This is a genomic window from Pseudomonas sp. KH_021, from assembly GCF_057838865.1.
In genome coordinates this window covers 3,734,505-3,752,758 of record NZ_CM174477.1, presented here as the reverse complement: position 1 = coordinate 3,752,758, position 18,254 = coordinate 3,734,505, and the positions used below count along the sequence as shown (strand labels likewise).

The following is an 18,254-nucleotide window of genomic DNA, read 5'->3' as shown; positions in this document are numbered from 1 at the left end:
GATTGGTTATGCGCATGGCCCGACCGACTTCCCCCTTCGCTTTAACGCCTCCTGATCTCATCGCCCTGCAAGGTTGGTTGCGTATGAGCACGCTGGAGCAGAGCCTCGCCCAGCGAGCGCGCATCCTGCTTCTACTGACTGATGGCTTGACGACCAAGGCCGTCAGCGAGCAGTTGCAGGTCACGCCGCCGACGGTATTCAAGTGGCGAAAGCGTTATCTGGAGGCGGGAATCGAAGGGTTGAGCGATCTGCCGCGCAGCGGCCAGCCACTCAAACTCGGGCCCGAAAAAATCAACGAAATCCTGACACTGACCACCCGGCGTGTCCCCCAGGAAGCCACTCATTGGAGCGTTCGATTGATGGCCAAGTATGCGCGGGTCACCACGTGGCAGGTGCGGCAGGTCTGGGCCGCTTCCGACCTCAAACCCCATCGCCTGAAGACCTTCAAAATCAGCAACGATCCTCATTTCGCCGACAAGGTCGTCGACGTGGTCGGGCTCTATCTGAACCCACCGGATAATGCCCTGGTGTTGTCGGTTGACGAGAAAACCCAGATCCAGGCGTTGGATCGAAGGCTGGTTTGCACAACTGGAAAGGCGAGCGCTGTACCGGGACGCCTTCACCAGCGTCGCCGACCTGAAGGCGGCTATCCGCCAATTTATCGAGGCTCACAATGAGCATTCCGCCAAGCCGTTCAAGTGGAATAAAACGGCTGAGTCCATCATAAGCTCGGTACATAAGGCGAAGCTGAGCGTGATAAAAAATAAATTAATGGATTAACCGCTCAAGCCACTAGCCTGCCGCGGCTGGAGCGCTCAGCACACAGTCGAGCAAGGGCATTCGCTGTAGAGAGGGCCCACCCCAGTGAGCGTGTTCACTGAGGGGGCCTCTCTCAGGCCTTCCGATCCGTGATGACCTCTGATTCGAGCGATCAATCAATTGGCCGACGAGCGAACCTGCAAGGTCACACCAGCACCCGCCTCTTGGGTGTCGAAGTAGCTGAAACCGTGGCCATTCGGCAGACGGCCGCGCAACAGTAGCTCTAGACCCAGGGCCTGCGCAGCATTCTCACCTTCGTTGCACTCCTCCACTTGGAAGCCCAGGTGAAAGACACCTTCGCCATGGCTCTCCAGGTGATGTCGCTGTGGTGTATTCCCGGGAGGTGGTGCGCACAGTTGCAGTTGCACATTCTCAAGGTTGCAAAATCGGTAAGGCAGCTTCAGGAAGTCCTCCGTTGAAGGCGCCTGCAGGTCGCCTGCAAACGCCTCCAGGGATGGAAAATGTTGCCAGGGGCCGATACCTAGTGACTCGTAATAGGCGACTGCGCGGCCCATATCGCTGACAACGATACAAACATGATGAAGTCGGCGAAACGGGCTCACTGCTTAGGGCTCGGGGTGAACTGCGCTGCAGCCTGCAGTTTGGTTTGATCCGCCCGTGGGTTCCATTGCACGCCTGACTTGGCGACTACGCCGGGCTTGAGCCGTTGCGACTCGTCGTAATCCTCCCATGGATGGAAGAAGAGCGGTTCGCGGGTGTCCAGGTTTGTAAGGTGTTCGGCATAGCCCTGGAGGTAGTCATCGCGCTCCTTCTCCGAAACGCGCGCGGGCATCCAGGCTGCATAAGGTGGCAGCACGGTGAAGCCGGTATAGGCCAGCAGGCCGTTGTGAATGGGCCACAGAATATGGTGCAGATCACCATCAATCCCGTTGGGCTCGTACAGCGTCGAGGCCGTGCCCGTGGTAATGCACAGCATCGCTTTTTTGCCTTTGAAGTGACCGGTGGCGTATTTACGCCCCGTCGAGTAAGCAAAGCCGCGCGCAAAGACTCGGTCCACCCAGCCTTTCAGGATCCCCGGCATGGAGAACCACCACACGGGGAACTGGAACACAATCAGATCCGCCTGGCTGACCTTGTCTTGCTCCGCCTTCACGGCTTGGGCAAAAGTGTGGTTGGCAAACGCATGTTCTTGCTCTCGAGAGAGGTCAAGATAGTTCCTGTCGGCTCGTTCCCCCTCAAAATCGCTGGCGCCGAGCGCTGCCTGCCAGCCCATGGCGTAAAGGTCGCTGACCACGACGGTGTGCCCAGCTTTTTCCAGCGCCTCAACGGCGGTGTTCTTCAGTGCTGCGGTAAAAGAGAAGGGCTCTGGATGAGCCAGGACGATGAGCACATTCATATCGCAAGCCTGTGTTGTTCACATGAGTGGTTCATCAGACCACAGAGGTCATTCTGTGGCTTGTGCGCAGCAGGGGTGCGGGCTGCGGTATTTTGCATAGTCGAGTCAGGCCGGAGCCTTGAGCTGTGTGGCGAAGGGTGACTGTGCGAAATACCGCCCTGCATACACGGTCTGTCCTCAAGTCAGATGACGCCGTTCTTGTAAAGCTTTCTCCTCACAGACTGGCTTGCGATCGAGGAGATACGATGAAACATCAAGGTAAAGTGGCACTGGTAACCGGTGCGGCACAGGGGCTTGGCCTGGCGTGTATCGAGCGCTTCGTAGAGGACGGTGCCAAGGTTGTCCTGGTGGATGTACAGGCCGACAAGGTAAAGGCTGCGGCAGAGCGCTTCGGTGACAAGGCCACCTGGCTTGTCGCAGACCTCAGTGAAATCGACAGCGCACTCGCCGCAAGTATCGTCGGCAAAGCAGTCGAACACTTTGGTGCTCTGGATATCGTGGTCAATAACGCCGGCATCATCCACACCGCCGACTTCGTCGATTTTCCAGAGGACATGTTCGACAAAGTCATGCGCGTCAATCTGAAATCCCAGTTCCTGATCGGCCAGGCTGCAGCGCGGGTGATGATCGAACACAAGATTCACGGCTCCATCATCAACATGTCCTCGATCAATGCCGAGTTGGCCATCCCGAATTCGGTAGCCTATGCGGTCTCCAAAGGGGGTATCAAGCAACTGACCGCCGTCATGGCCGTAGGGCTGGTCAATCATGGCATCCGGGTCAACGCCATCGGCCCGGGCACCATCGCCACCGACCTGGTGCTCAATTCCGTGATGTCCAACGAGGCGCAACGCAAGACTGTGTTGTCACGCACCCCCATGGGACGTTGTGGGGAAGCGTCGGAAGTGGCCAGCGTCGCGTCCTTCCTGGCCAGCGATGACGCTTCCTACATCATTGGCCAGACGATCTACCCCGATGGCGGTCGGTTGATCCTCAATTACACCGTCCCGGTCAAGGACTGAAAGCCTGCCACCCCATGAGCCGCGCCAGTCTGGTGCGGACTTCACACGACCTGATAACAAGAATGGAAGTGATGTTTCATGACCGTTGATGTTCGGCGTATTGACCTCAACTCAGACATGGGTGAGGGGTTTGGTGCCTGGGAAATGGGTGATGACGACGCGATCCTGGATATCGTGAGTACAGCCAATGTGGCGTGCGGGTTCCATGCTGGAGACCCGCACATCATGGCCAGGACGTTTTCACAGGCAAAGATCAAGGGCGTTGCGGTTGGCGCTCACCCCGCTTTCCCGGATCTGTGGGGGTTCGGCCGTCGCCGCATGGCGTTCTCGCCCGCGGAAATCGAACGGATGGTGGCCTATCAGGTTGGCGCTGCCCAGGCGCTTGCTGCCTATGCCGGGCATCGACTGACCCATGTCAAGGCGCATGGCGCGCTGGGCAACCTGACCCAGACCGATGAGCGCGTTGCGACTGCAGTCTGTCGAGCCGTCAAGGCTGTCGACCCTTCGTTGGCTTGCCTGGTCATCGCACTTGGGCACCAGGCTCGAATAGCCGAAGAAATGGGGCTTCAAACCCGCTCGGAAATATTCGCCGACCGTGCTTACAACGCGCAGGGGCATCTCGTGCAACGGGGTATCGAAGGTGCGGTGATTCACGACCCGCGACAGGCTGCCGAGCGAGTCGTGAGGATGGTTCGCGAGCAGGCCATCGAAGTCCTGGGTGGCGGCACGCTGGCCTGTCGGATCGATTCGATTTGCGTTCACAGCGACACCCCCGCAGCCGTTGCCATAGCGCGGGCGGTACGCCAGGCCCTGGAATCGGAGGGGTTGGAAATCGGTAGCTGGGTCCAGCCAACGCCATGATGCGAGACGATGCAAACATGAAGATTGAATTGATTGAGCGCCTGGTGGATATCGCCCAACAGGCGGGTGTGAGCGTTCTTGAGTACAGCGACGCAGAAGGGCGTGTACGTTTGCAGCTGCAGAGCGAAGAAGGGCTCGTGCGAAACGCCACGAGCCAGGCGGTGGAGCCTCCAGTGACCGCCGCCGAACCTGCGCCAGGTGGGCGGATGATCAATGCCTCCATGACGGGCGTGTTTTATCGCGCTCAAGCCCCCGACCAGCCGGCTTTCGCCGAGGTCGGTGATCTCGTCAATGAAGGACAGACGCTGGGGATCGTGGAGGCCATGAAGATGCTCAACCCCATCGAAGCACCGTGTTCGGGACGGCTAGCAAAGGTTCTCGTGAGCGATGGACAGAGCGTCGAGTATGGAATGCCGTTATTTGTCATCGAGGAGAACCGGGTATGAGCGCTCGAGCATTCGACAGCGTGCTGATTGCAAACCGAGGCGAGATTGCACTGCGTATCCTGCGAGCCGCCCGTGAATCGGGTATTCGCACCATCGCCGCCTACTCCGAAGCGGATGCGGGGCTTCGGCATGTACAGTTGGCCGACGATCGCATTTGCCTGGGGCCGGCGGCGTCACAGCACAGCTACCTGGACATCGCCCGCGTGCTGCAGGCCGCACGATTGACAAACGCCCAGGCCATTCACCCAGGTTACGGCTTTCTTTCCGAAAACAGCGTGTTCGCCGAAGCGGTCGAAAGCGCAGGGTTGGTGTTCATTGGGCCAACGGCCGCCTCGATCCGACTGATGGGTGACAAGGTATCGGCCAAGCAGGCAATGCTCGAAGCCGGGGTGCCGTGTGTGCCTGGATCGCCCGGGGCGTTGCCAGAGGATCCGCAGGAGATCACGGCGATTGCCGCAGCTTGTGGTTACCCCTTGATCATCAAGGCCGCGGGTGGAGGCGGCGGGCGCGGCATGCGCGTTGTGCGCCAGGCGCAAGATCTGCAAGAGGCGGTGGCCATGACACGTCAGGAGGCCGGTCGAGCCTTTGGTAATCCGCACGTTTATCTGGAGCGCTTCCTTGAGCGGCCGCGGCATATCGAGATTCAAGTGTTGGCGGACACTCACGGTCAGGCAGTCTGGCTAGGTGAGCGGGACTGCTCGATGCAGCGCCGTCATCAGAAAGTCATCGAGGAAGCCCCGGCGTCAGGCATCGCGCGTGAGCAGATCGCCGCCATCGGTGAGCGCTGTGCGCAGGCGTGTCGCCGTATTGGTTACCGGGGCGCCGGCACCTTCGAGTTCCTTTACGAGGAAGGAGAGTTTTTCTTCATCGAGATGAACACCCGGGTACAGGTCGAGCACCCTGTCACCGAACTGGTCACCGGGATTGATATTGTGGCTGAACAGTTGCGGATCGCGGCCGGGCTGCCGCTGTCGATCACGCAGTCCGACATTCATATCAGTGGCCACGCGATCGAGTGCCGTATCAATGCCGAAGACCCCTTCAACTTCCTTCCGGCTCCCGGCGTGGTGACGCAATGGATCAGCCCCGGAGGGCCGGGCATTCGCATCGATAGTCACCTCTACAGTGGCTATCAGGTGCCGTCCAACTACGACTCGCTGATTGCCAAGTTTCTGGCCTTTGGCAGCGATCGCAGCGTTGCCGTCAAGCGGATGCAGGGGGCATTGAAGGAGGCGAAGCTTGAGGGGATCAAGAGCACGGTCGCGCTGCATCAAGCGTTGATGACCGAGCCTGGATTTGTCGAGGGTGGGTACGATATCCATCATCTGGAACGCTACCTGTCGGAGAACAAGGCATGAACATCGAAAGGGTGGAGAAAATGGCCGAGCTCTTGCGTCGACGCTCTCTTGTTGCGATCGAGTTCGAGTTCGCGGGGCAGAGTATCTCGCTGGTTGCCAGTCCAACCCGCTCGGTCAAGACTCCGGCAACCGTTGCAGAGTCTTCGCGTGTGGCGACGCCGGCGGGGGGACAGGTTCAGTCCCCTGGCATGGGATTCATACGCCTGTCTCATCCCCAACGACAACAGGAGAGATTGAGCAGCGGTGATTGCGTAGCGCTCGGGCAGGTTGTCGCCTGGCTCGAGGATGATGGCCTGCTGACCGAGATCAGTGCAACGCAGCCGGGCGTGGTCGGCCAGATACGCGTCCAGGAGGGGGAGCGGGTCGGTTATGCGCACGTGTTGATCGAATACCGCTGAAAGCGCCAGCCCTGCGCTCAGAGTGAACGCAGGTCGGTCGTAGTGGGGTCGGTGGAGAGGCGGTACTGCATGGGTGTGCAATGCAGCGCTGCCTTGAACTGACGGCTGAACGCGCTGTGGTCCGAGTAGCCACATTCGGTCGCGACGTCTGTGATGCTCATTTGCGTCTGTTCCAGCAATTCGCAGGCTTTTTCAATGCGCGCCTTCATCAGGATCTGTTTGGGCGACAGCTGGAATACTTCACGCGTCAGGCGCTGCAGCGTGTCCATTGACAGCCCAAGGTGGTCGGCAATATCGGAAATGAGCTGGGGCTGGCTCAGGTTTTCCCGAACCAGGCGAGAAAAGTCCATGAGCCGCTTGTAACTCAGGTGCTTTTCATCCGGCCGGGTGAGAATTCGAGAGATGCCTACCAGGCCCGTGACCTGATTGTGCTGATTGAAAATGCCGAACTTTGAGCTCAGGCACCATTGTTTTTGCCCGTCGGCCGAACGGAACAGGCGCAGCGCATCGACCACGTCCTTCCCGGTCCCTATCACTGAAAGGTCCTGCGCCATGATGCTCGAACTGGTAATGGGGAACAGTTCGTCGGCGGTCAAACCGATCACCTCTTCCTTTGACCGCTTGCCGCTGTATTGCACCAGGGTCTGGTTGATCACGACATACCGTCCATGGGCGTCTTTTACGTAAAACATCACGTCGGGCATGCGATCGAAAAGCTTGTCCAGGAGCGTGAGGTCCTGGTCTATCCAGTGCATGAGTTCCTTGCCTTCAATCATCGAACATTCCCCTCGATAACGATTGAACTACGACGTTCGCGTCACCCTAGCAGTTATGCCTGATGCAACGCGAGGGTGGCAGGAAAAATCCTGAGCAATATGCAGAAAGCCGAGGCTTGATTCCCGGTTTTACCGGGTAGCGCAGCCGTCAGGCGGCCTGCGCGTCAGTTGACTACTCGCTCACTGTGCAAAAAGCGGCGTGACCTATGCGGGTTCGATACAAGCCAGCAGTCGCCGCTATACGCACAATCCTGAGTAGGCGACACGACATTGGGCACTGCTCGATTTTCCTGAGGTAGACGAATAAAAATGAATACAGAACTGCTGTCGCAGGCAATCCAGCCTCGCCTGTTTCAAGCGGGGGCCCGTGGTTTGCTGATGGATGTGGTGGAGGGCGCGTTTAACGCGGATCTACAGGTGCGGTTGCTTGGATTCGCCACCGTGGCTCGCCTGCACCCAGATATTGAGCAAGTCGTACCGGGCATGAATAACCTGCTGCTTGTCCAGCGTTCAGTGGGTGTTGACCGCCCGGCGCTACAGGCGTGGTTACTCAAGCAATGGGCGGTGTTGTCCCAGGTGCCCCAAACCGGGCGCACTCTCGAGATCCCGGTGACCTATGGTGGCCCTGGAGGTGAAGACCTGCCGCTATTGGCAGAACGGACCGGGTTGAGCGCAGCCGCCTTCGTAGAGTTGCACAGTGCGGCGCAGTATCAAGTGGCGTGCCTGGGGGCGATGCCGGGCTTTCCTTACCTCAGCGGGCTCGACCCTCGTTTGGCTATCCCTCGTCGCGCTGTACCGCGACTGCGCCTTGAACAAGGGGCTGTGATCATCGGTGGCAACCAGGCGGGGATAATGCCTTGTTCGGCGCCTTCCGGTTGGCATGTGATCGGGCACACCCCGTGTCAATTGTTCGATCCGACGTCGCAGCAACCCACGTTGTTGCTGCCGGGTGATCGTGTTCGGTTCAAGGTTGTGGAGGTGTTGTCATGATCGAAGTGTTGAGCAATGGAGCTGCCAATTCTATACAGGATCTTGGGCGCCCAGGATTTCTGCACCTGGGTATCAGCGGTGGCGGTGCCATGGATATCCCGGCGTTTCGTCTGGGCAACCTGTTGCTGGGAAACCCCGCAGAGGTTGCCGGCCTGGAAATAGCCCTGTTTCCTTTTCGACTGAAATTCCACACCGACTGCCCGTTCGCGCTGACGGGTGCCGATTGCGAGGCGACGCTGGATCAACGTCGAATCTATCCCTCCTGGCTTTGTCATGCCAAGGCCGGGCAGGTGCTGACGCTCGCAGTCCCCACGCGTGGAGCCAGGAGTTATCTGACCTTCGGGGGAGGTATTGAGGTAGAGCCCATTCTCGGGTCTCGCGCCACGGACCTTAAAACCGGCTTCGGAGGGCTGAAAGGTCGGGGAGTGCAGCGCGCAGACAGGCTCAGCCTCGCCCCCACGTCGACCCACCCTGGAAGAGAAGTTGGCGCTGCAATCCACCGCCCTTTGGCTGAGCGTGGAGGGGTTGTGAATGTTCAAGTGTTGCCTGGCGCAGAGTGGAGCGCTTTCGACGAGGCGTCGAGACAAGCGTTTGTGCAACAGGAATGGACCATTACACCCGACAGCAATCGCATGGGCATGCGGTTGAAAGGCGAGGCCGTCTCATTGCTCCGGCCACTGGAGATGCTTTCACACGGCATCTTGCCTGGCACGGTGCAAGTGCCGCCTTCAGGCCAACCGATCATCCAGCTTGCCGACGCCAATACCTGTGGCGGCTATCCGAAGATCGCCCATGTCATCGACGCGGACCTGTGGACGCTCGCCCAGGCGCCGATCAGCGCGAAGGTGCGCTTTGTAATGGTTAGCGCTGAGCAGGCAGAACTGGCGCAGGAAGCGCTGGATCAGGAGCTCGCATCGATCGATCGAGCCTTGCAGTTACGGCGTCGCTACTCATGAGTAATCCTACCGCGCGCCCGGTTCAACGAACCGATGAAGCAATCATCTCGGCGGCCCATCAGTTGCTGGTCGAGCAAGTTTTTGGCGGCATGTCGAGTGGCAGAAGGAGCAGCCGCAGGTGTGTTTTCCGTGAGCTGCGTTGAATTGGCAGCGCGCACCCTGCGTCGATTGCTCGACTGCCTCGAGGGGCCAGAGCACGGTGACGCCAATGAATGCTGGCAAGCTACGACGCGCTGGATGGTCGAGCTGTCGGCGCAAATCTTACAGGTGAATCCTGATGCCAAGTGTTGACAGCAGGCGAGGGGGATCGATGAGGGGTAATGACAATGGCTGATTTCACAGCACTACCGCTGGAGCGCATTCGGGAGTTACACCTGGAAGTGTCACAGCGGCATGCGCAGTTTTGTGACAAGCAACTGAAGATCAATATGGCCAGAGGGGTGCCCAACGGCGAACAATTGGACCTGTCCAGCCCAATGCTCGAGCTGGAACATTACCTCGCCCAGGATGGAACCGATTGCCGGAACTACATGGGCCAACAAGGGCTTCCCGAGGCACGGGTGCTCTTTGCACCGGTGCTGGGTTTGCCCGCTGAGCAGGTCGTGGTTGACGGAAACTCCAGCCTTGCGCTGATGTACGACTGTATTTCGCATGCCTGGCGTAGCGGAACCTGCGATTCAAACGCACCGTGGTCGGCAGAGCAGAGCATTGCCTTTCTGTGTCCGGTACCGGGTTATGACCGGCACTTTGCGATCTGTGAAGCCTTTGGCATCCGCCTGATCCCGATCACCCTGCACGACGACGGGCCGGACCTGAACGAGGTTGCAACCTGGATTCAGGATCCGACCGTCAAGGGTATGTGGTGTGTGCCCAAGTACAGCAACCCGACAGGTGCCGTTTACAGCGATGAAGTGATCGATTTCCTGGCCAGGATGGAGACGGCGGCAGCCGATTTTCGGCTGTTCTGGGACGATGCCTACACGCTGCATCACCTGACGCCAGAGCCGATACAGATTGCCAATATCAGTGAGCGTTGCGCGCGCCACGGGCATGCCAACCGGCCTCTGGTGTTCGCCTCCACGTCGAAGATGACCTTTGCCGGTGCTGGCCTGGCGTTGCTGGGCGGGTCGGTGGAAAACATCGCCTGGTGGCTACGCCACGCGTCGGTGCGAAGTGTGGGCCCGGACAAACTCAATCAGCTGCGCCACGTTCATTTCCTGCGGGACATGGGCGGGCTCGAAGCGCTGATGGATGGGCATCGGGAGATCCTGGCGCCGCGGTTCGAGGCGGTACAGCAGGTGTTCGAGCGGGTCTTGGCTAAGTGGCAGGTGGCGCGCTGGACGTCTCCGCGAGGAGGATACTTCATCAGCCTGAATGGCCTCCCGGGTACCGCCCAACGGGTGGTGGAGTTGGCCAGGCACGCCGGTGTGCAGTTGACCGCCGCTGGAGCGGCGTTTCCCTATGGTCATGACCCACTGGACAGCCATCTTCGCATCGCCCCTTCATCACCGTCGATAGACGATCTTGAAGCAGCGGCACAGGTCATCAGCACCAGCATCCTGCTTGCAGCGTGTGAGACACGACTCACCTCATCCTGATCCGCCCCCCGGCGTTTTTTCCAACCAATAGGCTCTGCCGTCCCGCTGGGTGACGGCAGGGCCTTTTCATTTCAAGGCTTGCTGTGACTTCGCTGTGCAGAAAGCCGCAAATAACCCCTCCTGTTGATTCAAGCCAGCCCCTTGTCGTCGCCGCACAATGAGTGCGCCCAGGCAGACAAATCCAAATAGCCGCATGGGCCAGGCATCGACCCAGCCGTCGACGCCTGTAAACCTTTTACTGCCGATCCAAATTGGTCCCGATGCCCTCAGCAGGCGTTGGGAAAAATCCAGAACAAAAAAGCAACTGGAGCAGGCGATATGAACAAGCACTTTGGCAAATGGGGCGCCGGCCTCGCCGTAGCAGGCTACTTGTTTATGCAGACGGCGAACGCTGATCTGCTGATAGGTGTGGCGGGACCTATGACCGGTCCCTATGCCTCTGGAGGAGAGCAGATGCGCAACGGTGCCGAGCGTGCCGTTGCTGACATCAACGCCCGGGGGGGAGTACTTGGCCAGCAGTTGAAGCTGGTGGTGGGTGACGATGTGTGCGACCCCAAACAGGCCGTGGCGGTTGCCAATACCCTGGTTAACAAGGGCGTGGTATTTGTCGACGGGCATTACTGCTCCAGCTCAACGATGCCCGCCTCGGAGGTTTATGCCGACGAAGGGATTTCCATGGCGACCATTTCCACCAACCCGCAAGTCACCGAACGAGGCCTGACTAATCTGGTCCGCGTTGTTGGGCGTGACGACCAGCAGGGTGGCGTCGCGGCACAATATCTGGTCAAGCATTTTGCCGGTCGCAAAATCGCTGTGGTCGATGACAAAAGTGCCTATGGCAAGGGATTGGCCGACGAAGTCGCAAAAAGTTTGCAAGCCCAGGGCCTGACGCCCGTCTTGCGGACCTCCATCACGGCGGGCGAGAAGGACTACAACAGCCTGGTCAGCCGCATGAAGGCAGCCGGTGTCGAAGTGCTGGCATATGGTGGTTACTACACCGAGCTCGGCCTGATCCTGCGCCAGGCGTCACAAAACGGCATGAAACTGACCACCATTGGTGGCGATACCCTGACCAACTCGGAACTGCTGGTGGCTGGGGGCGCAGCGGCCGATGGCACGCTGTTCACGTTCGGGCCTGACCCACGCACTTCACCCGCGGCCGCAGAGGTTGTCAGCCGCTTGCGCAAAGCCAATATCGAACCCGAGGGTTACACCCTCTACTCCTATGCAGCTGTCCAGGTATTCGCCCAGGCAGCGGAGCAAGCCGGCTCGACACGTCTGGCAGACATCCAGAAAGCCTGGCGCAGCCGGACTTTCGACACCGTGGTCGGTCCGCTGGCCTTCGACGCCAAGGGTGATATCACCCAGTCCGCTTATGTGGTCTATCGCTGGTCTGGCAGCCAGTACGGCTACGCCGAGTGAGCCGTTGGTCGTGGGCCCGACGGGCCTTCGACCTGATGTCGCCTTGTCTGGAGTCAACCCATGTATCTCGCCATTCAACAACTGATTAACGGCCTGACCCTGGGGTCGGTCTATGGCTTGATCGCCATCGGCTACACCATGGTGTACGGGATCATCGGCATGATCAATTTCGCCCACGGCGAGATCTTCATGATCGGTGCGTTCATCGCCATCGCCTGCTTCACTCTGCTGGCCGCGCTGGGCGTGACCTCGGTGCCGCTGGCCATTATCAGCGTACTGCTGATCAGCATCTTGCTGACGGCCGCCTACGGCTGGGCGGTCGAACGCACGGCCTATCGGCCGCTGCGTGGCTCAAGCCGGCTGGCACCGCTGATTTCTGCCATCGGCATGTCGATTTTCCTGCAGAACTTTGTCCAGCTGAGCCAAGGCGCCCGGGTCAAATCCATTGCGCCTGTACTGTCTGGCGGCTGGCAGTGGGATGTCGGTGCCGGGCAATCGGTCTACGTCTCGTACATCCAGATGCTGGTGGTGGTCACCACGCTGTTACTGCTGGCGCTGTTCACCTGGATGATCACCCGTACCTCCTTTGGCCGGCAGCAACGTGCGTGCGAGCAGGACCGAACCATGACCGGCTTCCTGGGTGTCAATGCCGACCGGATCATTTCCATGACGTTCATGATCGGTGCCGCACTGGCTGCGGTGGCTGGGGTGATGGTCACGCTCTACTACGGCGTCATTGATTTCAGTATTGGTTTTCTCGTTGGCATCAAGGCTTTTACCGCTGCGGTACTCGGCGGCATTGGCTCGCTGCCGGGCGCCATGCTGGGTGGGCTGCTGATCGGGATTATCGAGTCCTTCTGGGGGAGCTATTTCTCTGCCGAGTACAAGGATGTCGCCACGTTCGTGATTCTGATCCTGGTCCTGTTGGTACGGCCTTATGGACTGCTGGGTCGCCCTGAAGTGGAGAAAGTCTGATGAACCCTACCTCTCTGAACCTGCAGTCGCGACTGGCCGACGCCTTGCGTATTGCCATCGTCGCGATCGTCCTGGGCATTCCGCTGGTCGGGCTGTACACCAGTGACAGCGGCGGGGTTCTGCAGCTGCATACCCGCTGGCCCCTGCTTGCGGCCGTGGTCGCGGCGGTGTTTTGTCTGCGCCTGGTGCAAACCTCTTTGTTAAGCGGTGCGCGCGCCCGGCTTCAGCCGCGGGCGGCGAGCAGGCCGATGCTGCGCAAATCGCGCCCGATCGTTCAACCGCTGGGCTGGGTCCTGCTCGTCAGTGCCTTGATGCTACCTCTGTTGTTCTCCGGTAACCGGTATGTGATCGACATCGCCACCACGGTGCTGATTTACGTGATGCTCGGTTGGGGACTGAACGTGGTGGTCGGGCTTGCTGGGCTGCTTGACCTCGGCTATGTGGCCTTCTATGCCGTCGGGGCCTACAGCTATGCCTTGCTGTCGCAATACTTTGGCTTCTCATTTTGGTTGTGCCTGCCGATTGCGGCCGTGTTCGCGGCTATTTTCGGCATGTTGCTCGGTTACCCGACCCTGCGATTGCGCGGTGACTACCTGGCCATCGTGACCTTGGGTTTTGGCGAAATCATCCGACTGGTGCTGGTCAACTGGACGGAGGTGACCGGCGGCCCGAATGGCATCTCCTCGATCGAACGGCCGGGTTTGTTCGGGTTGACGTTCGGTGCCAACGACCCCAACAGCTTTTCCAGCTTCTTCGGCCTTGAGTACTCGAGCTCCCAGCGAATCGTCTTTCTGTATTACGTGATTCTCTGTCTGGCACTGCTGACCAACGCTTTGGTGTTGCGCATGCGCAAGGTACCGACGGGGCGTGCCTGGGAAGCGGTGCGTGAGGATGAGATCGCGTGCCGCGCCTTGGGTATCAACATCACCAATATCAAGCTCTCAGCGTTTGCACTAGGCGCCATGCTGGGGGGGCTTGCAGGTGTGTTCTTCGCGGCCCGACAAGGCTTTATTTCGCCGGAAAGCTTCACCTTCAACGAAAGTGCGATCATCCTGGCCATCGTGGTGCTGGGTGGCATGGGCAGCCAGTTGGGCGTGGTGCTCGGCGCTCTCGTCCTGGTGCTGTTACCCGAACTTGGGCGCAACTTCTCCGAATACCGGATGTTGCTGTTTGGCGCGGCCATGGTGTTGATCATGGTCTGGCGGCCAGGTGGCATCTTCTCTTCGCGTGAGCCAAGCCTGCTCTGGTCGCGCCTGCGCAAGTCCTCTGAAACCGGCGCGACCAGCGCTGCCACCCTGGAGGTCAGCCGATGAACGAGGTATTGATCGATATCCAATCGTTGGACATGACCTTTGGCGGTATCAAGGCCATTGAAGGGTTATCCCTGCAGGTGCGCCGCCGGGAAATCACTTCGGTCATCGGCCCAAATGGCGCGGGTAAAACCACGTTGTTCAATTGCCTGACCGGCTTTTACCGGCCTACCGGCGGCAACCTTCAGATGCGCCATCCTGAGCATGGGACGCTGCAGCTACAAAAGCTGGCGACACTCGACGTTGCGCGCAAGGCCGGGGTGGTGCGTACCTTCCAGAATATTCGTCTGTTCCCAAGGATGACGGTGCTGGAAAACCTCATCGTTGCCCAACACAACGCGCTGCAGCAGGCCTCCTGTTTTTCCATCGCGGCGATCCTTGGGCTCAAGCGATACCGCGATGCCCAGGAGGCGGCTGTCGAGAAAGCCCTACGGCATTTACGTGCATTGAACCTGGAGCGGGTGGTCGACGAGCCGGCCGGCGCGTTGTCGTACGGCATTCAACGCAAAGTGGAGCTGGCCCGGGCGCTCTGCGTCGACCCGGTCCTGTTGTGCCTGGACGAGCCGGCGGCGGGGCTGAACCCGAAAGAATCCGCGGAACTCAACGAATGCCTGCAGAAGCTGGTTCGCGAGCAGGGCCTGAGCGTACTGCTGATCGAGCATGACATGAGCGTGGTGATGAACATTTCCGACCATATCCATGTGCTGTGCTACGGCAAAAAAATCGCTGAAGGCAGCCCTGCACATATCCAGAACGACCCACAGGTCATTGCAGCTTACCTGGGAAGCCCAGACGAGGAGGTCGCCTGATGTTGCAACTCCGTCAACTCCATGTGCATTACGGGCATGTGCATGCGCTACGCGGCATCGACTTGGAGGTCGAGCAGGGTGAGATCGTCACGCTGATTGGCGCCAACGGTGCCGGCAAGTCGACCTTGATGACCAGTATCCTGGGCAGTCCCAGGCCGAGCGCGGGCGAGCTTTCATTCAAGGGCCGTTCGCTCATTGGTCAAGCGCCGCACCAGGTAGCACGGCAAGGGATCGCGATATCGCCTGAAGGCCGCCGTATCTACTTGCGCATGACCGTGCTGGAAAACCTGCTGATGGGCTGCATCCATGCGGACCCCAAACGACGTGAAGACGATTTGCGGCGCATGTATGACCTGTTCCCGATCTTGCAGACAAGGCTGCATCAGACCGCAGGCACGTTGTCTGGAGGCGAGCAGCAGATGCTGGCAATCGCTCGCGCGCTGATGAGTCACCCGCAATTGTTGTTGCTGGACGAGCCGTCGCTGGGCCTGGCACCGATCTACATCCAGAAAGTGTTCCAGATCATCAAGCGGCTCAACAGCGAGTTGGGCATGACCATTTTGCTGGTGGAGCAAAACGCCCGCCAGGCACTGGCGGTCGCCCATCGTGGCTATGTGCTGCAACACGGCGAGATCGTCATGCAGGGCACAGGCCAGGCGCTGGCCGGCAGCTCAGAAGTGCGCGCGGCCTACCTCGAAGCGGGGCACAAGGTCAGTGCCTGATTTGAACCATCCGACATCAGTCCAGGGTCTATCCATGACACGAACTTCAGAAACAGTGGTCATCATCGGCGGCGGAGTTATCGGCAGTTTTGTTGCGTTTTTCCTGCGCAAGCAGGGCTTCGCGGGTTCGATCAAGGTCGTTGAGCGCGACAGTACCTACCAGTACTCGTCCACGGCTTTGTCTGCCGCCTCGATCAGGACCCAGTTTGGCTGCCCGTTTAACATTGGCATGAGCCTGTTCAGCGCTGACCTGTTCAGAAACATCAAGAGCTGGTTCGGCGAGGACGCCGACATCGGCTTCGAAGAGCGCGGCTACCTGATGCTGGGCTCCCCTGAACATGCCGATGTTCAGCGTAATAATGCGCTGATGCAGCGCCAGCACGGCGCGGTGGTCGACATCTTCACACCGGAGCAAGCCGGGCAACGCTATCCATGGTTGAACGTCGATGACATCGGTATCGCCACCTATGGCGCGGCCAATGAAGGTTGGTTCGATGCCTGGGCGTTGCTGCAGTTGGTTCGCCGGGAGGCTCGGCGCCTGGGTGTGGACTACATCGAAGGCGAAGTCACCGGTATCGATACCCAAGGGGCGCGGGTCACTGGCGTGCGATTGCAGGACGGTGGGCGACTGGCCTGTGACTGGTGCGTGAATGCCGCAGGTGCATCCGGCGGCAAGGTTGCGGGCCTGGCCGGAATTGACCTGCCGGTGGAGCCGCGCAAGCGCACGGTGTTCCATATCAAGGCCCCCCTGGAGGGTCGGGACTTCCCCATGCTCTTCGACAATTCGGGTGCCTGGATACGGCCGGAAGGCGATGGCTTCATCGCCGGTATAGCACCGGCATTGGCGCGAGACCCTCACGCCGAAGGTGATTTCGAGCCCGACCACTATCTGCTGGAAGAAACCTTGTGGCCCTTGCTGGCCCACCGGATTCCCGCGCTGGAGCAGCTGCGCGTGCAGCGCGCATGGGCGGGGCACTACGAGATGAACTTGCTCGATCACAACGGTGTCGTCGGGGCGCATACAGACATCGCCAATTTCATCCAGGCCACCGGTTTTTCCGGCCATGGCGTGATGCATTCACCGGCCACCGGGCAAGGCGTTGCCGAGCTGATTGTCCACGGCGGTTTCCGCGCCCTGGACCTTTCAGCCCTCGGGTACCAGCGCATCGCCTCGAACCGACCGATCGTTGAGGCCGTTGTGTATTGAACAGCGGATTTACCGGGGCGGCCTCGGCCAACCCTTTCGTGATGCACAGAGCATCAATAGCCATCGTTGAGGAAGTAACTGATATGACTGAAATCAATTGGCCCGCGCAGATCTATGCGCAGTTCAAGGAGCTTGATGTGCGCCAGGTCGCCTACGTCCCGGATGCCGGTCATAGCCGCCTGATCCAGCTGTGCGACGCCGACCCGCAGATCCAGTCGGTTTCCCTGACGACCGAGGAGGAGGGCGTTGCACAACTGGCAGGGGCCTGGATTGGCGGCCAACGTGGTGTCCTGTTGCTGCAGTCCAGCGGTGTCGGCAACTGCATCAACATGTTGTCGCTGCAGCACGAGACCCGCATCCCGCTGATCATGATCGTGACCATGCGCGGTGAGTGGGGCGAGTTCAACCCCTGGCAGGTGGCAATGGGCAAATCCACCGAGCAGGTCCTGGAGGACTCTGGCGTCCATGTCTTTCGGGCCGAGAACGCTGACGACATTGCCCCCACGGTGGCCGCCTGCGCGCGCTTTGCCTATCAGACCGGCCGCATGGCGGCCGTACTGATCGGACAACGGATCATCGGTACCAAAAACTTCAACAAGTGAGTCGACACCATGCCTTCAGAACAGATCAGTTTGAATCGACGGGCCGTGGTCGCCCGCATCCTTGAAAACCGTGGCGATGCCCTGGCCATTACCAGCCTTGGCAACCCCACGTTCGACGTGGCCGCCGCAGGAGATTGCCCACAGAACTTCTACCTGTGGGGTGCCATGGGGGGGGCGGTCATGGTTGGCCTCGGGCTGGCGCTGGCCCAGCCGGACAAGCGCGTCATCGTCTTTGTCGGCGACGGCGAGATGATGATGGGCATTGGCTCGCTGGCGACCGTGGCCTGCCACGGTGCACGTAACCTGAGCATCGTCGTCATCGACAACGAACATTACGCCGAGACGGGTATGCAACCTGCCCACGCCGGGCGTGGCGTGAGCATCTGCGAGGTGTCACGTGCAGTGGGCTTCAAGCAGTGTGGCGTGGTGCGTACCGAGGGGGAATTGGAGGAGGCCGTGGCGTTGATCCTGAAAGGGGAAGGGCCGGTACAGGTCACGGTGAAGGTCACCACGGAGCCGGCGCCGACGGCGCTGCCACCCCGTGACGGGCCTCATCTGCGCAGCCGCTTCCGGGAAGCCCTGCTGGGTGCGGACGCACATCGCTAATCCTGTCCTGCGTGGCCGAG

Annotated in this window: 19 protein-coding genes and 1 pseudogene; 17 read left to right on the top strand and 3 right to left on the bottom strand. The window is 59.8% G+C overall.

Annotated features, from left to right (window positions below; all coding sequences use genetic code 11):
- Positions 1 to 14: 14 nt before the first annotated feature.
- A pseudogene (locus AC3IX4_RS17350) lies at positions 15 to 780 on the top strand (IS630 family transposase).
- Between the two features lie 155 nt (positions 781 to 935).
- Here AC3IX4_RS17350 and AC3IX4_RS17345 read toward each other — a convergent pair.
- The gene (locus tag AC3IX4_RS17345) at positions 936 to 1,382 is read right to left on the bottom strand and encodes a VOC family protein (RefSeq protein WP_489256640.1); all 447 of its coding nucleotides are present in this window, start codon (positions 1,380 to 1,382) and stop codon (positions 936 to 938) included.
- On the bottom strand, positions 1,379 to 2,176 hold the full coding sequence (locus AC3IX4_RS17340; protein WP_489256639.1) for an NAD(P)H-dependent oxidoreductase: 798 nt from the start codon (positions 2,174 to 2,176) through the stop codon (positions 1,379 to 1,381). The genes AC3IX4_RS17345 and AC3IX4_RS17340 overlap by 4 nt, the downstream gene beginning before the upstream one ends.
- A gap of 245 nt (positions 2,177 to 2,421) precedes the next feature.
- On the opposite strand from AC3IX4_RS17340, the gene AC3IX4_RS17335 reads away from it, so the two are divergent.
- The 5 genes from AC3IX4_RS17335 (at position 2,422) to AC3IX4_RS17315 (ending at position 6,261) form a co-directional block, all read left to right on the top strand.
- A complete protein-coding gene (locus tag AC3IX4_RS17335) occupies positions 2,422 to 3,198 on the top strand; it encodes an SDR family NAD(P)-dependent oxidoreductase (RefSeq protein WP_489256638.1) in 777 nt (258 codons plus the stop codon).
- 78 nt (positions 3,199 to 3,276) lie between these two features.
- Positions 3,277 to 4,059 (top strand): LamB/YcsF family protein, encoded by a 783-nt coding sequence (locus AC3IX4_RS17330; protein WP_489256637.1) that lies wholly within the window; start codon positions 3,277 to 3,279, stop codon positions 4,057 to 4,059.
- A gap of 17 nt (positions 4,060 to 4,076) precedes the next feature.
- Positions 4,077 to 4,505 carry an acetyl-CoA carboxylase biotin carboxyl carrier protein gene (locus AC3IX4_RS17325; protein WP_489256636.1) on the top strand — a complete coding sequence of 143 codons (429 nt, stop codon included), beginning with the start codon at positions 4,077 to 4,079 and terminating at the stop codon, positions 4,503 to 4,505.
- Complete coding sequence (accC, locus tag AC3IX4_RS17320) at positions 4,502 to 5,863, top strand: acetyl-CoA carboxylase biotin carboxylase subunit (protein ID WP_489256635.1); 1,362 nt, start codon at positions 4,502 to 4,504, stop codon at positions 5,861 to 5,863. Before AC3IX4_RS17325 ends, accC begins: the two co-directional genes overlap by 4 nt.
- Entirely contained in the window at positions 5,860 to 6,261 is a 402-nt protein-coding gene (locus tag AC3IX4_RS17315; protein WP_489256634.1) for a biotin/lipoyl-containing protein, read from the top strand. Before accC ends, AC3IX4_RS17315 begins: the two co-directional genes overlap by 4 nt.
- A 17-nt stretch (positions 6,262 to 6,278) precedes the next feature.
- Here AC3IX4_RS17315 and AC3IX4_RS17310 read toward each other — a convergent pair whose 3' ends face one another.
- A complete protein-coding gene (locus tag AC3IX4_RS17310) occupies positions 6,279 to 7,037 on the bottom strand; it encodes a helix-turn-helix domain-containing protein (protein ID WP_489256633.1) in 759 nt (252 codons plus the stop codon).
- A 309-nt stretch (positions 7,038 to 7,346) separates the two neighbouring features.
- Between AC3IX4_RS17310 and pxpB the strand changes: the two genes are divergently transcribed.
- The 11 genes from pxpB to AC3IX4_RS17255 all read left to right on the top strand — a co-directional run bounded on the left by pxpB (position 7,347) and on the right by AC3IX4_RS17255 (position 18,234).
- Positions 7,347 to 8,027: a 5-oxoprolinase subunit PxpB gene (pxpB, locus tag AC3IX4_RS17305; RefSeq protein WP_489256632.1), complete on the top strand. Its 681-nt coding sequence runs from the start codon at positions 7,347 to 7,349 to the stop codon at positions 8,025 to 8,027.
- Positions 8,024 to 8,983, top strand: coding sequence for a 5-oxoprolinase subunit C family protein (locus AC3IX4_RS17300; protein WP_489256631.1), 960 nt, complete (start codon positions 8,024 to 8,026; stop codon positions 8,981 to 8,983). The genes pxpB and AC3IX4_RS17300 overlap by 4 nt, the downstream gene beginning before the upstream one ends.
- A gap of 326 nt (positions 8,984 to 9,309) precedes the next feature.
- Positions 9,310 to 10,581, top strand: a complete 1,272-nt coding sequence (locus AC3IX4_RS17295; RefSeq protein ID WP_489256630.1) for an aspartate aminotransferase type Ic — start codon at positions 9,310 to 9,312, stop codon at positions 10,579 to 10,581.
- 318 nt (positions 10,582 to 10,899) lie between these two features.
- On the top strand, positions 10,900 to 12,003 hold the full coding sequence (locus AC3IX4_RS17290) for a branched-chain amino acid ABC transporter substrate-binding protein (protein ID WP_489256629.1): 1,104 nt from the start codon (positions 10,900 to 10,902) through the stop codon (positions 12,001 to 12,003).
- A 60-nt stretch (positions 12,004 to 12,063) separates the two neighbouring features.
- Positions 12,064 to 12,978 (top strand): ABC transporter permease subunit, encoded by a 915-nt coding sequence (locus AC3IX4_RS17285; RefSeq protein ID WP_489256628.1) that lies wholly within the window; start codon positions 12,064 to 12,066, stop codon positions 12,976 to 12,978.
- 20 nt (positions 12,979 to 12,998) lie between these two features.
- A complete protein-coding gene (gene livM / locus AC3IX4_RS17280; protein ID WP_489261313.1) occupies positions 12,999 to 14,291 on the top strand; it encodes a high-affinity branched-chain amino acid ABC transporter permease LivM in 1,293 nt (430 codons plus the stop codon).
- On the top strand, positions 14,288 to 15,097 hold the full coding sequence (locus tag AC3IX4_RS17275) for an ABC transporter ATP-binding protein (protein WP_489256627.1): 810 nt from the start codon (positions 14,288 to 14,290) through the stop codon (positions 15,095 to 15,097). The genes livM and AC3IX4_RS17275 overlap by 4 nt, the downstream gene beginning before the upstream one ends.
- Complete coding sequence (locus AC3IX4_RS17270) at positions 15,097 to 15,819, top strand: ABC transporter ATP-binding protein (protein WP_489256626.1); 723 nt, start codon at positions 15,097 to 15,099, stop codon at positions 15,817 to 15,819. The genes AC3IX4_RS17275 and AC3IX4_RS17270 overlap by 1 nt, the downstream gene beginning before the upstream one ends.
- 34 nt (positions 15,820 to 15,853) lie before the next feature.
- Entirely contained in the window at positions 15,854 to 17,026 is a 1,173-nt protein-coding gene (locus tag AC3IX4_RS17265) for an NAD(P)/FAD-dependent oxidoreductase (RefSeq protein WP_489256625.1), read from the top strand.
- An 83-nt stretch (positions 17,027 to 17,109) separates the two neighbouring features.
- Entirely contained in the window at positions 17,110 to 17,628 is a 519-nt protein-coding gene (locus AC3IX4_RS17260; protein ID WP_489256624.1) for a thiamine pyrophosphate-binding protein, read from the top strand.
- A 9-nt stretch (positions 17,629 to 17,637) separates the two neighbouring features.
- On the top strand, positions 17,638 to 18,234 hold the full coding sequence (locus AC3IX4_RS17255) for a thiamine pyrophosphate-dependent enzyme (RefSeq protein ID WP_489256623.1): 597 nt from the start codon (positions 17,638 to 17,640) through the stop codon (positions 18,232 to 18,234).
- Positions 18,235 to 18,254 lie beyond the last annotated feature (20 nt).